The sequence below is a fragment of the Proteus hauseri genome, assembly GCF_040139125.1.
Lineage (GTDB): Bacteria > Pseudomonadota > Gammaproteobacteria > Enterobacterales > Enterobacteriaceae > Proteus > Proteus hauseri_B.
In genome coordinates this window covers 232,738-248,847 of record NZ_JBEEUB010000001.1, presented here as the reverse complement: position 1 = coordinate 248,847, position 16,110 = coordinate 232,738, and the positions used below count along the sequence as shown (strand labels likewise).

The 16,110-nt window shown below is 34.2% G+C and carries 13 protein-coding genes and 1 tRNA gene; 9 read left to right on the top strand and 5 right to left on the bottom strand.

Going from position 1 to position 16,110, the window contains the following annotated elements:
* Positions 1 to 132: 132 nt before the first annotated feature.
* On the top strand, positions 133 to 411 hold the full coding sequence (locus ABN099_RS01095) for a DUF1778 domain-containing protein (protein WP_349461840.1): 279 nt from the start codon (positions 133 to 135) through the stop codon (positions 409 to 411).
* Positions 408 to 932: a GNAT family N-acetyltransferase gene (locus tag ABN099_RS01090; protein ID WP_349461839.1), complete on the top strand. Its 525-nt coding sequence runs from the start codon at positions 408 to 410 to the stop codon at positions 930 to 932. Before ABN099_RS01095 ends, ABN099_RS01090 begins: the two co-directional genes overlap by 4 nt.
* A gap of 75 nt (positions 933 to 1,007) precedes the next feature.
* On the opposite strand, the gene dauA is transcribed toward ABN099_RS01090, so the two are convergent.
* A complete protein-coding gene (gene dauA, locus ABN099_RS01085) occupies positions 1,008 to 2,708 on the bottom strand; it encodes a C4-dicarboxylic acid transporter DauA (protein ID WP_349461838.1) in 1,701 nt (566 codons plus the stop codon).
* 651 nt (positions 2,709 to 3,359) lie between these two features.
* Positions 3,360 to 3,447 (bottom strand) — tRNA-Ser (locus ABN099_RS01080).
* A gap of 305 nt (positions 3,448 to 3,752) precedes the next feature.
* On the opposite strand from ABN099_RS01080, the gene ghrA reads away from it, so the two are divergent.
* From ghrA to ABN099_RS01060, 4 genes are all read left to right on the top strand, one after another.
* Complete coding sequence (gene ghrA / locus ABN099_RS01075; protein WP_349461837.1) at positions 3,753 to 4,694, top strand: glyoxylate/hydroxypyruvate reductase GhrA; 942 nt, start codon at positions 3,753 to 3,755, stop codon at positions 4,692 to 4,694.
* 202 nt (positions 4,695 to 4,896) lie between these two features.
* Positions 4,897 to 7,851, top strand: coding sequence for a hypothetical protein (locus ABN099_RS01070; protein ID WP_349461836.1), 2,955 nt, complete (start codon positions 4,897 to 4,899; stop codon positions 7,849 to 7,851).
* A 237-nt stretch (positions 7,852 to 8,088) separates the two neighbouring features.
* Positions 8,089 to 8,697: a 2OG-Fe(II) oxygenase gene (locus tag ABN099_RS01065; protein ID WP_349461835.1), complete on the top strand. Its 609-nt coding sequence runs from the start codon at positions 8,089 to 8,091 to the stop codon at positions 8,695 to 8,697.
* Positions 8,698 to 8,883: 186 nt separating this feature from the next.
* Positions 8,884 to 9,453, top strand: coding sequence for a TorD/DmsD family molecular chaperone (locus ABN099_RS01060; protein WP_349462229.1), 570 nt, complete (start codon positions 8,884 to 8,886; stop codon positions 9,451 to 9,453).
* 109 nt (positions 9,454 to 9,562) lie between these two features.
* Here ABN099_RS01060 and ABN099_RS01055 read toward each other — a convergent pair whose 3' ends face one another.
* Positions 9,563 to 10,117 (bottom strand): lipoprotein, encoded by a 555-nt coding sequence (locus ABN099_RS01055; RefSeq protein WP_349461834.1) that lies wholly within the window; start codon positions 10,115 to 10,117, stop codon positions 9,563 to 9,565.
* 58 nt (positions 10,118 to 10,175) lie between these two features.
* The gene (gene mdtH, locus ABN099_RS01050) at positions 10,176 to 11,378 is read right to left on the bottom strand and encodes a multidrug efflux MFS transporter MdtH (protein ID WP_349461832.1); all 1,203 of its coding nucleotides are present in this window, start codon (positions 11,376 to 11,378) and stop codon (positions 10,176 to 10,178) included.
* 194 nt (positions 11,379 to 11,572) lie between these two features.
* On the opposite strand from mdtH, the gene rimJ reads away from it, so the two are divergent.
* Complete coding sequence (gene rimJ / locus ABN099_RS01045; protein WP_349461830.1) at positions 11,573 to 12,157, top strand: ribosomal protein S5-alanine N-acetyltransferase; 585 nt, start codon at positions 11,573 to 11,575, stop codon at positions 12,155 to 12,157.
* 65 nt (positions 12,158 to 12,222) lie between these two features.
* Here rimJ and ABN099_RS01040 read toward each other — a convergent pair whose 3' ends face one another.
* Positions 12,223 to 12,855: a GNAT family N-acetyltransferase gene (locus tag ABN099_RS01040; RefSeq protein ID WP_349461829.1), complete on the bottom strand. Its 633-nt coding sequence runs from the start codon at positions 12,853 to 12,855 to the stop codon at positions 12,223 to 12,225.
* 106 nt (positions 12,856 to 12,961) lie between these two features.
* On the opposite strand from ABN099_RS01040, the gene ABN099_RS01035 reads away from it, so the two are divergent.
* Complete coding sequence (locus tag ABN099_RS01035; protein WP_349461828.1) at positions 12,962 to 13,555, top strand: TetR/AcrR family transcriptional regulator; 594 nt, start codon at positions 12,962 to 12,964, stop codon at positions 13,553 to 13,555.
* 128 nt (positions 13,556 to 13,683) lie between these two features.
* The gene (gene murJ, locus ABN099_RS01030) at positions 13,684 to 15,219 is read left to right on the top strand and encodes a murein biosynthesis integral membrane protein MurJ (protein WP_349461827.1); all 1,536 of its coding nucleotides are present in this window, start codon (positions 13,684 to 13,686) and stop codon (positions 15,217 to 15,219) included.
* Positions 15,220 to 16,110 lie beyond the last annotated feature (891 nt).

Below are 16,110 nucleotides of genomic sequence, written 5' to 3'. Positions count from 1 at the left end.
ATCATATGCATTTCAAATGTGAATGTATTTTCAAATTACATTGAAAATACAGTTTATTTTTATTCAATATAAAATGACTTGTAACTTTTTTAATCATATTGTACGCTTTTAATGTGTACAAAGGAGGCTGTTATGGCTCAAGCACTTGTAGAAAATAGTGAGAGAGTATCAATTCGTATCACTACAGAAGATAAATCATTGCTTGTTCGTGCCGCTAGTTTAGAAAATACAACTCTAACAGAGTTTGTTCTTCGTAATGTCGTACCTGTAGCTCGGCAAATTATTGAAAATAATGAGCGTTTAAAATTATCAGAAAAAGACACACTACGTGTTATGGAACTTTTAGATAATCCGCCAAAGCCTAATGCTAAGTTACTTGCAGCGGCTTTTGCTCTACCGGACAAAGTATGACAATACCGAATTGGCATGAAGAAGCGATAAGTAAAAAGCATGATAGAAATGCATTTAATTGTGGCGATACAGTACTTAATCAATTTCTGTATCGTCATGCAAGACAAAACCATGAAAACGGTAGTGCTAAAACCTATTTAGCAATCAATAGTAGTAACGATATTATTTTAGGCTATTACAGCTTGTGTCCCGCTTCAATTGAGTTCGAACAAACTCCAGAAATAATCAAACGTGGTTTAGCGCGTCATGATATCCCTGTTTTTAGACTTGCACGTTTAGCCACTGATTTATCAGTTCAGGGAAAAGGGCTTGGTGGGCAATTACTGCTTGCAGCAGGAAAGCGTTGCCTTGCTGTCGCAAGTGAATTGGGGGGCGTCGCATTACTTATAGATGCTAAAAATGAGCGAGTAGCTAATTGGTATATTAGTTATGGTGCAGTATCATTAATAGATTCACCGCTTTCTTTATTAATTTCTTTCAAAACAATTTATACAACACTGAGAATGGCAAACAAAATATGAATTATTAATATAGCCCTTAATTAAATAATTTAAATTAAGGGCTAAATAAATTTTATATTAATTGCAAACTAACCACTACTGAATTAATTCCATATCATCTAATGCTTTTTGCAGTGAAGGATAAAAATTAAGTTCTCCTTCAATAGGGGTAACTCTCGCCCTAGCTAATGTTTTTAATGGCTGGAATGGAATATCACACACAATAACGTGAGTATCTTTTTTCACATCAGTCACAAAATGCTGGAAGGCATGTAAGCCACCGGCATCAAGCACAGGCACCGCATCCCACTGCATAATAACTGTCTTATAACCTTTACTGCGTTCACGTAATTCATTAAAGATACGTTCAGCCGCGGCGAAGAATAGCGGACCATTAACACGTACAACTAATAACTGTTTATCGTCATCGGTATAAGGCGATTCTGTTATTTTCGTCATATTAGCAATACGACGCATAAATAATAGCGATGCCAATACAATACCAATGGTAATCGCAATAACCATATCAAACAGCACAGTGAGTGATAAACATAACACTAATACGATAATATCGTCTTTTGGTGCATGACGAATAAGGTCAATAACTTTGCGAGCCTCGCTCATATTCCATGCAACAATTAACAGTAATGCTGACATTGCTGCTAATGGTAAATAAGAGAGGAACGGTGCAAGAACTAATAGAGTGAGCAATACTAACAGTGAGTGAACAATGGCCGAAACAGGTGATGTTGCGCCGGCACGGACGTTAGCCGCAGAACGGGCAATAGCTGCGGTGGCAGTAATACCACCAAAGAAAGGCGCAACAATATTACCAACACCTTGACCAACTAGCTCGCCATTAGAGTGGTGTTTTTTACCAGTCATACCATCAAGAACAACTGCACATAATAACGATTCTATTGCACCTAACATCGCCATTGAAAATGCGGCAGGTAATAGTGCTGATACCGTGCTCCAACTCAGTGTTAATGTCTCACCTGTGTTAGGTAAATTCCAAGGTAGAACAAATTGAGGCAAGATAGGGGGGATACCTTGTCCGGTTGTACCATTAGGCAACATATAACTAAATTGAGAACCAATGGTAGCGACATCATGACCTAATAAATTCACAACACCCATAACCGCAGTACCTGCAATTAATGCGGGTAAGTGACCTGGTAAGCGTAAATTTAATTTAGGCCAGTAGATAAGTACCAGCAGTGTTGTCAGTCCGATTAAGGTATCACCAATATGAATGGTTGGTAATGCGGCACCCAGAGCAATAACCTTATCAATATAAGTTTCTGGTACATGAGCAAGTTCAAGACCAAAAAAATCTTTTATTTGCATCGTCGCAATGGTGATAGCAATCCCGGAAGTAAAGCCTAATGTGACCGAAACAGGAATATACTCAATTAGCTTACCAAAACGCGCTAATCCCATTACCACTAAAATAACACCAGACATTAATGTGGCAATTAATAAACCACTTAAGCCAAATTGCTGTGATACGGGATAAAGAATAACAACAAAAGCTGCCGTTGGTCCCGAAACACTGTAGCGAGAGCCACCAGAGACAGCGATAACAATACCGGCAATAGCTGCGGTATAAAGACCGTATTGCGGAGGAACACCGCTACCAATAGCCAGTGCCATGGCTAAAGGTATCGCGATAATACCCACGGTGATCCCTGCAATAATATCTTTTAATAAACGTGCAAAAGAGTATGGTTCTTTTACACATGCATCAATAAATGCACTAAAAGGGCGAACCCGGTTAACTTTATGAGTTTTCATTTAGGATCAAACCAAAATAAGAAGTCAGATGCCGAATAGCGGCGACAAGGAAAAGAGAGAATATCGCTTTTATTCGCTGATAATAATGTGATACATCAAATTATTAATGTATATCTTAAAGCTTAAAGAAATTAAAATCAATTAAACTAATAAGTTAAGTAAAAAAGGTAATATTATGTATCTGATTGTATTTATTCTGTTGCCTCATTGAAAATGAAGGTTGAATTTATTTTAAAACTATAAAAATAGTTTTATTTTAGATTAAATGTCACTAATAAATAAAATTAAATAAAAGGTATCAGAAATTGATAAAGAACAGCATAAAGAGAAATAAATTATAACCAGAAAGATAATAAAAATAGTAATTGAAAATAGAAAAAGTAATATATTAAAACGATTAATAAAAAACAAAAATACTATTCTTTTATGATGATACTTATACTAATAGGTAAAGAAATTAATAATTTAAACTATGATTAAACCATAAAAGCACTAGAAATAACGCTAAAAAACGAAGATATTATGCAGATAATCTTAGTGATAAACAGAGCGATAAACAGTACAACAGGCAACAGACAGCAGAGTATGTTAGGCTGTTAAAAGAACAAAAAAATAGAGCCTAACTTAAAAGCTAGGCTCTATCTTAGAAGATGGCGGTGAGAGAGGGATTCGAACCCTCGATACGTTGCCGTATACACACTTTCCAGGCGTGCTCCTTCAGCCTCTCGGACATCTCACCGTATTGTCGTTGGATATGTACTTAACATCTCTCAACGGGGCGCTACTATAGGGAAAAGGAGCATAAGCGTCAACAGCTAAATGTATTTTTTTCTTAACTTTTCTACCAAGCAGTCAAATAAAAAACAATATGAGCAAATGCTAGACAAATTATGCAGTAATCGAATTTGCTGTGATGTTCTGATTGCTTATGTTTTCGTTAACTGGTTAACATTCTCAACATTTTTATTAACAACTTTTTCAAAGAGACTTGATATTAACCTCTAACCCTCGCACCCTATGATAAAAATGCTGGAGGAAGGCAAAATGAATATTATTTATTATCATCCTTTTTTTGACGCAGATACATGGATAAACGGTATGAAGGCGCGTTTACCGAATGCCAACATCAGAGCTTGGAAGCCAGGAGACGATAAACCAGCAGATTATGCCATGGTTTGGCTTCCTCCTTATGAAATGCTAGCAGGGCGTGAACAGCTTAAAGGTATTTTTGCATTAGGTGCAGGTGTTGATGCTATTTTGAAACAAGAGCAGCAAAAACCGGGCACATTACCTGCGGGGGTACCCGTTATGCGCTTAGAAGACACGGGTATGGGTCTTCAAATGCAAGAGTATGCCATTGCTAAAGTGATGTACTATTTTCGTCGTATGGATGATTATAAACGCCAACAATCACAACGCCTCTGGAAACAGTTACCTTCTCATCGCTACGATAACTTTGTTATTGGTGTACTTGGTGCTGGCGCTTTAGGTGGAAGTGTTGCAACCAAACTTGCAGAATTAGGCTTTAAAGTACGTTGCTGGAGCCGTAGTGCGAAACAGATTAAGAGTGTAGAGAGTTTCCATGGCAAAGCGCAACTTGGGAGCTTCTTAACAGAGTGTAATCTACTGATTAACTTACTGCCTTATACGCCTGAAACCCACGGTATTTTAAACTTCTCGCTATTTGAACAACTCAAACCTTCTTCTTATTTAATTAATCTTGCCCGTGGTGCGCATTTAGTCGATCAAGATTTATTAGAAGCGATAGATCAAGGACATATTGCGGATGCAACCCTTGATGTTTTTGCCCAAGAACCATTAGCGGGAATGCATCCATTCTGGACACATCCACGAATTTCGGTTACGCCTCATATTGCGGCATTTACCTTGCCTAATATGGCAATGGATACCATTAAAGAGAATATTGAGCGTATTGAAAAAGGTGAAATGCCATTTGGTGTGGTTGATATGAATAGCGGTTACTAAGCTATTAAATTTAAAACTAAATATTTATATTAAGAGGTGATAATTTTTAAGTTATTGCCTCTTTTTTATTTGTACTTTCAAATAACAGCACTTTTTCTTTCCTATATATAATTTAATAAAAACAGGGCTATAAAAAGATATAACTTGCAGTTTATCTTATTGATGATCTTCCTATGATTTAGTCATTAAAGGAAGTTTAACTATGGTAACTATAGTATCATCTGATAAAGTTAATTCAGTTTTAACTGAAAAAATAATTAAACCTAGAACTAAAAATAAAGAAAATATAGATATATTATCTATTAGTAATAGCAATACTGAATGTGAAAACACTAATGTTTTCAATGAGGTAAAACCAGTCTTAGCCAGTTATAATAGTAATTTTCTAAAAATTCGGAATATAGCGAATGTAAAAGAGATTAATGCCAATAACTATATCTATCTTGGTTCTACAAATCACTCTTTACTAAATAACTTGGGATTAACCTTAGAAGAAGATGGCTCATTATTATTAATTAAAGGTAGAAGCTACGACCTATTTGCGGGAATTTATCAAAAACATATTAAAGGTGGATTTAAATATGAAGGGTTTAATATAGCATCAGAAAGTGGTGAGGATATAAAGTTTAAAGAAATTTATGTGGATTCTAATGGGAATTTAATTGGTAATAAAAGAACATCTAATCAAGACGATAATAAAAAAGAACTGTATAAGATTAAATTTAAAAAAATAGAAAAGGAATATGATTTAAATAATTCCTCATTAAAAGATAAGCAGGACAGTATCGTTGTTGAATATGAAAAATATAATGAAAAAGAAAATGAAATTCAGGAGTTATCAAGCATTAATAATGTTGTTGAATCGAAAGAGAGTAATGTAATAAAAGTCAATAGAGATAAATTAAATGTTACAATAAAACTAAAGGATAATCAGCTGGTGATTTATGGTTTACCTAGTAGCATCGCATCACAGGGTGATGTTGTGGATGGCGATAGTGGGCATAAAATAAAGCTGCCATTAAATAAAAAAGATAAAATTATTGCTATAAAACCAGTTTTAAATCAAATCCAGTTAGTTGTTGATAAAGGAAATAAAATAAAAATATACTACTTGAATCCATTAAATATATTTTCAATCAAAGATTATAATTATGAAGTTACTCAACTGAAAAAAGCACCACCACTATCTTTTTATTCTATGGTGGGTGAAAATAACTATAATAATTATCATTCAGGGCAACCTTTTTCTTCTCAATCTATAGGTAACTTTAGTAGCCGTCATATTCCTTTCTTCTCCTCACTTGTTGATAATGGAAGAATTCATTATCGTAAAGCGAAAGAGCAATATGGTTTAAAAAATTATAAAATGATGGCATTAAATATTGCTAGAGGTTTAGATCCTGGATTTAGAGGACTATTTTCTAATATTAAAAAATTATTCAATTCATCAACATCAGCTTATGTAAACAAACATACTGCGCTGCATGGTGTTAAAGAAAATATAAATAAAAGTTATAATGTGCTAAATAGAGTTGTTAAAAGTATTCATAATGGAAAAACACAAGGAGAAATTATTCACACTCTCGTAAAAGAGTTAAAGAATAAAGAAAGTATTATAATTAGTCATAATAATGACGCTCGTATCTTTTCGTATTCTAATACATTTAATTTTCCTTATAATTTTGGTGTAAATGCTTTTTTATTAGCGTCATATGCTAAAACACACTCAATTACATTATCTAAAAATGAAAATGATGAAGTTACTTTTACTTTTATTAATAACAACAATACGAATTTATCACTAGGTCTATCAGCTGGAGTGAGTGTTTTTGAAAATAAATGGAATACTGATTTTTTTAATTATGGATTTATAACACCTATAATGGCAAGTGTTATTCTTAATTCGACTTACTCTAAAGGTTCTAATTTTTCATTTAATATTAGACTAAATGATGTGCCGGATTTTATAAATGAAGGGATGAACTTAAGTGAAGAACAGTTAGAAAATAAGTCTACTCTTGAAACAAATACAAATATGAGTGTTTCATTAGGCGCTGAGTTAAGAAATGAGTTCAGTTTAGATGTAAACGCTATGTTGGATGATAGCAGGGGCGTTAAAATACCAAGAGCAGCTGTTGGTTTTAATTTAATACTTAACTTAATAAAGCTAGATGTTAATATTAATAAGTTTATTGGTAATGAAGGGTTTGAAGTTAGTAAAAATAAAAAAGAAATAGATATTAAATTATTAGAATCAAAGTTTGAAGCTTATCGAGATTTAAAATTAACACCGATGCCGGTTTCTGAAAATAGTAATATTCAATGGTATCCATTGGCAGCTATAAAAGATTTTGAATTAATGAAAAAAAAAGAGATTAATAGTTTGGTGAAAATACCAATTTTTAAGAGTGAAAAAACCAATAATCCAAAAGAACTTAATGAAAATATAAAAAATCTTAAAGGAATATATAAAAGGGTGTTGAAAATAAATAAATTAATTGATAGTTATCCTGAAAAATATCAACTATCAAATGATATAGATAAGCTGGATAATATATATTTAACACTGTCATCAAAAAAAGAGTTAAAAAACAAATTAAAAAATACTATTAGTAAAAAAACGACGGATTTAAATAAATTAGACCCAAATGAAGATATGTTACAAAATCAGATCAATAAAAAAAATAGAGACCATAATCTAACCTTGTTTTTAACAGAATTAAAAAAGAGGAAGAAAATGTTATCATCTCAAAAGAAAGATAATATGAATGAAAAATTTAAACCTTACTCAATTACAAATTATCAACTAAATGAGAATGGTAAAGAAATTCGCACTGAATTGATTAATGATATTCACTTGCTTATTGATGAAAATAAAAAAAATGATAAAGTGTATTTAAAACAGATAAATGAAAAATTAGATACCCTGTATAAAAAATATAAAGCTAAATTTAGCGAGGTTGAATATCAAATAGAGTCAATCGATATGATGTCTATTAGTGAGTTGGCATACAAAAAGAAAACCTTACCAACAGGATTTATACGTTTAGGTAATAAAAAAGCGATTATTCATCATCAAGTAAAAGGTGAAATTATATTTACACAGGATAAAACTAAAAATGAGTTAAGCAAAATATCTTCTAGTTATTATTTTTAGAGAAATATTTATTTTATTTATTATTTATCATGGGTGACTAATCAAATACTTTAAGTTTTTGATATGAAGGCAAGTTACTTATTGGTGATTAATTTTGTTTTATTTGTTAGTTTTTGATTTTAATGGTGTTTATATCTGATTAATCGAGATTATCAAAAAGATAAATTTATTAAATTGTAATTTTACTTAGCTTGGTGTTATAAGGTAGTTTCCCATGTTAATCAGATAATATACCTAATGAATATCGCAGAACTTCTTGAGCAAATTGCAGAGAAAGGATGGTGTGTATGGGATGATTTCCTCACACCAGAAGCAGTTCAACAACTTAGAGCTTGTTTTGGCAAAAATGCCCAGCAAGCTCGAATAGGACGTAACGAAAAATTATTATCAGAAACAGCAATACGCAGTGACAAAATCAGTTGGCTAGAACCTAATATGGGTGAGCCAGTTCAACACTATTTAATGCAGATGGAAAGTATTCAACGAGCCGTTAATCGTGAATTTTTCTTGGGGCTTTTTGAATATGAGGCGCATTTTGCTTGTTATGAAAAAGGCGCTTTTTATAAAAAACACCTTGATGCATTTAAAGAAAATGTGAGTCGTAGATTAACCACGGTGCTTTATCTTAATGAGGATTGGAAAAAAGAAGATGGTGGTGAGTTAAAAATCTATGATCTTGACGATAATGAACTCGCAACAGTGGCACCTAAAGGTGGACGGTTAGTGGTTTTTCTATCGGAACAATTTCCTCACGAAGTATTACCTACTTATAAAGAGCGAATAAGCATTGCAGGGTGGTTTAGAGTAAATGGTGTTAGAGATAATTTTCTTGATATTGCAAGTTAGAAAATCAATAAAATAATTGCTGTTTGAAAAAATAGCATGGGATTAGGCGCGTTTCTTATTTTAAGTATTTAACTTAACTATAAGAGCGCGCTTTTTCTGTTTTTATGTTTAGGAAATAGAAAAAAGTTGATTTTCCTATGGTTCAACGCACAATAGCAGCAAAATTTACTGAACAGAAAAATGATGATGAATGAGTTTTCAATAGTATGTCGTTTATTAGGCTCCCTATTTCAACGCGACCCATCAGATCCTATCTTATCACCTATTATTACCCTAATTAGTGAAGGAAAACTGAGTTCACTTTGGCCTTTAGAACAAGATGAGCTCTTTAATAGCTTAAAAAACAGTGTAAAAGATTTAGCGCCAGTCACCGCAGATTACCAATCTCTTTTTGGTAGCGAAATGCCTGCAGTTTCTATTTATGCTCATGATTATAGTGATATTAAAGAAGCAAATATTCGCCAGTTTTTAGTCGCAAGAGGCATGCCTGTTACAGAAAATGCAACTGACAGCTTTGGTGCGTTATTACTTGCCGCTTCATGGCTTGAAGATAATTCAGCTGAAGATGAAGTATTAGCACAAACACAGCTGTTTGATGAGTATTTACTTCCTTGGACTGGTGCCTTTTTAGGCAAAGTAGAAGCGCATGCAACGAGTGGTTTTTATCGGACTCTTGCAGTAATTACACGCGGTGCATTATCTGCACTGCATGAAGAGCTTTTAGATGATAACGCAGATGATACAGAAGTAGAGTAATATCATATTGTTCTAGGAAATGTTCTCTTCAACGTATAAAAAAGGCAAACCATTGAGTTTGCCTTTTTTATTAACTTCGATAAAAATTTTTAATCGACCTAGGTAACTTCTATAATTGGATCACAAATTTACCCGGTTTAACTTCAATACCTTTAGCTAGTTTAACTGCCGCCGCTTCAGCACTGTTTTTTTCAGGATTTAATACATAAATAGGTTGGTTATCAAAGTAAGTGGCAATTGAGCTATCAAGATAAGGTTTTAAAGCAATAACAACCGCTTCCATTTTTTCTGGTGAAACTTGATAGTTTTCAATGCTCATTGATTTGATATATATCGCACCTTGTTCTGGTTGGTAAGTTGGCTGACCACTTAATGTTAGATTAACCGTTGCATCCGTTTTACCAAAAAGAGAGTCAATTTTAAGTTCGGCTTTTCCTGAAAGGCTGATTTTACCAGGTTCAGTACGACCTATTTGAATAGAAAGTTCACCTAATTTGATATCAGCAGAAATAACACCATCTTCACCAATATGTTTTTGAAGATTAGTTTTTGTGCTGAGATAGTCATTAATTAGTTTTTCGCTGACATCAAATTGTTTTAATTGATCACAACCTGCTATTAAACCAGTTAATACTAATGTTGCAGCGAGAAAAATTGCTCTCATATAAACGCCTCTCAGATAAACTTCTTAAGTTATTGATAGTGCAAAGTCTACCTGATCTCTAAGGCGTAAGCATGGCTGTTTCAACCTTTTTACGATTAAATTGGCGATGTAGGGCATAAAGGGTGATAAATCCGGTAATACCTAATAAAAACCAAGGTAATTCAGGCATATCAAATTGCTTGCCTAAATCGTACATCCATCCACCACCGGTATAACCAATTGCACCACCAAAGGCTAAGCCTAATCGGCTAAATCCCATATAGCTGCCTCTTGCTCTAGGATCAGCTAAAGAAGCACTTAAGGTTTCACGCGCGGGTTCAGCGGTAATTGTGCCGAGATAAAATAGCCCAATAATCAGGAAAATACCTTGTAATGAGTGGATCATACCAACAGGGAACATGCTGATACTCATTAAAAATAGCCCAGCCATTAAACGTTGCTCTAATTTAAAGCGTTTTTCGCTCCAACGCGCTATCGGATAAAGCAATGTTAAGGAAAGCAGTGCTTCAATCGCGTACATCCATTTCACTGCGGTTGGTGAGCCTGCAATGTCATTAACAATAATGGGGAACATCAACATCACTTGTACCGATAAAATAAAATATCCGGTTAGCGTGAGAACATAAGTGACAAAACGCTTATCAACCATTACACGTTTTAGTCCTTCTTTTATTGGTGTACGGGTTGTGGAAATACGATAGGCAGGAAGTAACCAAGCATTAAAAAGGGCAGCAATAACAAAAACACCCGCACCAACCCAACAGACTAAATGAAAATCATAAAGTAATAACCAGCTACCTATTAGCGCGCCAATTACGGCACCAGCACTATCTTGCATAAGGAGTAAAGAGTAAAAACGTCCACGCTCATAAGGACGAGTTAGCTTAATAACAAGCGCAGTGCGTGGTGGATCAAATAATGTGCCACCTAATGCAGATAAAATGCAAGATAACCAAAGTATCCATGGTTGGTCTGCCATTGCCATTAGTGCAAAACCTAATGCTCGTAATAACATGCCGGTGATGATCATGGGTTTAGCACCAAAACGGTCTGCAATGGCACCACCGAAAATACCTAATCCTTGTTGCACCAGTTGGCGCAAACCTAATGCAAAGCCGACAATAACGCCAGCCCAGCCAAGTTGCTCTACAAAACGAATAGAAATAAGTGGAAAAACGACGAAAAAACCCAAGACAACTAACATATTGTCGACTAGTAGAAAGTATTTACCCAAGGTACGGGCTTGTGTTACCAGTGCCATTACTCACCATGATAAGCAAATGATTTAAATAAAATAGGGGGGAATAATAAACTTATTTATTATTGTCTATTCTGTATCTTATCGTTAGCAATTCATAGCAGATTAAAGATGATATTTTTTTATTGAGGATAATGGCAGAATAAGTAGCATTGCTTCAGAATTAGATTCATTTTATCAAGGAAAATAGTACCGTAATGTTTGGTTATCGTGGTGGGATACCTAAAATTCGTTTTGAAACGAAAAGAATGATAATTCGCCTTGCCTATGAACGAGACGCTGAGAGGATGGCGAATTACTACACTTTAAACCGTCGTTTTTTAATTCCATGGGAGCCTTTAAGAGATAAATCTCATTATTTGCCTTCAGGGTGGGAATATCGATTGCAATATATGAACGAATTGCATCGTCAAGAGAGTGCTTTTCATTTTCTTCTACTTACACCTTCAGAAGATGAAATTATTGGTGTTGCTAATTACAGTAATGTTATACGTGGTGCGTTTAGTGCCTGTTTCTTGGGGTATTCTGTTGGTGAAAAATGGCAGGGACAGGGTTTTATGTCTGAAGCATTGCAAGAAACACTGCGCTATATGCAGCGACAGCAAGGGATGCATCGAATTATGGCAAACTATATGCCTCATAATTTACGCAGTGGGAACTTATTAGCAAAACATGGTTTTGAGCGAGAAGGCTATGCTAAAAATTATCTGCAAATAAATCAAGAATGGCGAGATCATGTATTAACGGCATTAACAACCCGAAATTTTTCGCTGCGTAAATAACAGGCTGTTCTAAATTCTGAATATTGTTTTATCTTTCTATTGTTGATACTCCCTAACGACAATATTCAGAGTTTTTGGCGCATATAGTACCACTGCTTTATATTAAAGACCGTTTGTGTAATTAATGAAGACTCTTTCTTTTTAATATTGAAGCCACTCTTTTTATAAAGATGAATCGCTCCTGTATGTTGAACATCAACATACAGTGACAAATAATCTTTTTTCAGATTATTTTTACTATATTTTTTAATCCATTGAAGAATAAGTGTCGCAATTCCTTTTCCTTGTTGCGTAGGTGAAACCGCGATATGTGATAAATAAACCTCTTGTTGAGCGGGTTCATAATTAAATAATGAAAAGAAAATCTGCTGCTTTATATAATTTTTTATTCCGTATTTCCAATGTTTGCTAAACGGTGTTTTAGCAAATTGAGGTGTTTCGAAACGAGGCTGTTTAATTGCAAGGCAAAAAGTAGCCACAATGGTATTAGCCTCAGTAACGACAAACTGCAATTGATTCGGTTTACGCGCTTGTTCATTCCAGATAGCTTCTAATTGATATTGTTGATTAGGAATAGTGCTATCAATATGAAAAGCGTGTAGTTTATGGCTAAAAGTGAGTGCAAATAACTGAACTATTTCAGCGGTATCATTTGGCGTCGCGACGCTAAGCGTATAGTGTTGATTAAGTGATTGCATGATATCTTAACTTAGCAATAGTGTGATTAACTTTGTTTTAGACCACTTGGCCTATATTTTCTAGACTATATAGTCTAATAAAAAATGTCCAGAGATTTTTATCGTTATGAGCAAAGCAATAACTGAAAAACAGAAAGCAAAAATGAAGCATATTATTGATGCGGCAATACGCTGTTTTGCAATAAAAGGTTTTCATTCCACATCAACAGCTGAAATCTGCAAAGAAGCAAATATGAGCCCAGGAAATGTGTTCCACTACTTTCCTAATAAAAATGCCATTATTGAAGCTATTGCAGTAGAAGATGCCGATATTTTTGATGATATGTTTTGCCGTTATGAGATGTTAGAAGATAGCATTCAAGCAACTATTGATTTGATATTAGAGATTATCGAGCTGTATAACCATGAACAATATGCTCGTATCAGTATTGAAATCTTTGCTGAAGCTTCTCGTAATGCGAGCGTTCATCAAATATTTATTGAAAATGAGCAGAAGAATAAACAGCGTTTAATAGCGATGATTGAAAAAGGTATAAGAGAAGGGCAGATAGACCCTTTGCTTAAACCAGAGAAGATAGCCACTTGGTTATTGGTCATCGCAGATGGCTCTATGGGGCGTAATGTAATGGACCCTCAGTTTAATGAAGTAGAATATCGAAGTATGTTAGATCTTATGCTAAGAAAAATGCTCACTAAATAATGTCTGCATTAATAAAAAAGATCAATAAAGTCAGTCGATTCTTAGCATACTGATGATTGATTTTTCCGCGTTAGAAACGGACTATAGTCCCTTTCTTTTTCCCCATATCACAAAAACTAGAATGACTTATGAATTTACTTAAATCACTTGCCGCAGTGAGTTCAATGACGATGTTTTCACGGGTACTCGGCTTTATTCGTGATGCTATCATTGCGCGTATTTTTGGTGCAGGAATGGCAACAGATGCGTTCTTTGTTGCTTTTAAACTTCCTAATCTGTTACGAAGAATTTTTGCTGAAGGGGCATTTTCACAGGCTTTTGTGCCTATTTTAGCTGAGTATAAAAATCAACAGGGCGAAGAGGCAACACGTACTTTTATTGCCTATGTTTCTGGTATGCTGACGCTTATTCTCGCTATTGTAACCGTCATTGGTATTGTTGCAGCACCTTGGGTTATTTATATAACAGCACCTGGTTTTACTGATTCACCAGATAAATTCCAACTTACGACAGACTTATTGCAAGTCACATTTCCTTATATCTTGCTTATCTCTTTAGCATCATTAACCGGGTCGATTTTAAATACATGGAACCGTTTTTCTGTTCCTGCATTTGCGCCTACCTTATTGAATGTTAGCATGATTTTCTTTGCTTTAGTGGTAGCACCTTACTGTAATCCACCCATTATGGCATTGGCGTGGGCGGTTGTTGCGGGTGGTGTATTACAGTTGGTTTATCAATTACCCCATTTGAAGAAAATCGGTATGTTGGTGTTGCCACGTATCTCTTTTAAAAACAGTGGTGTGTGGCGAGTAATGAGACTAATGGGCCCCGCTATTTTGGGGGTTTCTGTCAGTCAAATCTCGCTAATTATTAATACTATTTTTGCCTCATTCCTTGTTTCTGGCTCCGTATCTTGGATGTATTATGCTGATCGCTTAATGGAATTGCCAACAGGTGTATTAGGCGTAGCATTAGGTACTATTTTATTACCCTCTCTGTCAAAAAGCTTTGCGAGTGGTAATACACAAGAATATAGAAAGCTAATGGATTGGGGATTAAGACTATGTTTTTTATTAGCGCTACCTTGCACCATTGGTTTAGCAGTATTATCAGGGCCTTTAACCGCTTCACTATTCCAATATGGTAATTTTAATGCACATGATGCATTAATGACTCAACAAGCGTTAATGGCATATTGCGTTGGGTTGATGGGACTTATTATCGTAAAAATCTTAGCACCGGGTTTTTATTCTCGCCAAAATATTAAAACGCCAGTTAAAATTGCTATTGCAACCTTAATACTCACTCAGTTAATGAACTTGGCATTTATCGGTAGCTTAAAACATGTTGGATTAGCATTATCAATAGGTATTGCAGCATGTTTTAATGCAGGAATGTTATTTTGGCAGATACGTAAACAAGATATCTATCAGCCATTAGCTGGTTGGGGCGTCTTTTTATTAAAACTAGCGATTGCGTTAGTCGTAATGGGGGCGGTGTTAGTTGGAATGCTTTGGATAATGCCAAGTTGGGATGTGGGAAGTATGCTAATGCGTATTCTGCGTCTATTACTGGTTGTGGTAGCGGGCGCGGGTAGTTACTTTGTTGCCTTGTATGTATTAGGTTTTAGACCTCGCCATTTTTCGTTACGTGCCTTGTAACAAATAAAGTATGCTCCTCGCTTTTTTACTTGAAGGCGAGGAGTCTTCAGTTAACAACATTCTCCCCTAGAAACCCCTGCGCTTTAGAAGCTTTTTCTATTTCTAGAATCTTTATAATGATATCTAGATCACATTTTTGGCAATTAATTGCTCCAATTAAAACGCGTTAGTACAGAAAAAAAAACGACTAAATTGAAAAATATTTTTTGTCTCACTCTTTTTTTATTAAATTTATTTTCTAATTACTAACTGATTTATACAGTTTTTCGGCATTGAAAACGGGTTTTACATACCAACACATAAGATTTATTTAATATTTGTTAATGTATATATCATTAGACAAATTGTTTATAAAAGGTGTAAATCTACATAAAGTAAAAAAATAGACACTATATTCTAAGCACTTAAGGTTTGACGAATTATCTTTTTTTAGATAAACTCTCTTATGTCATTTTGGTTTATAAAATGACACATCTGTTAAATATTTCTTACTTAATGATGAAATATTACGAATATTTCAAAATATTGCAGTATATTTTAAAATATTTAGTTTCTTTGATTTAAGACATATTATTATTTCTCTATTCCGGTAGATTAACCGTGACTGTAAAGTTATTTGCTTGTTATCGTTCAGTACTACTGAAAGTAATCATATCTATTTTGTCTGCGCTTCAAATAGGTAAATACGATTGCTGGGGATAAGCAGTAAACAGTGAGTTGTGTAAATAATGAGAATTAATACTGATGGTGTTATCAAAGATTAATTGAAAATACTTAAAATTCAGTGTGTAATATTATTGTTGCTTTCATTTATCTCGCATTTGTTTTCTGTTTTCCCTCTCTTTTCTAATCTCCCCAAAATATTTCTTATTTTTTTTATTAATAGCTCAA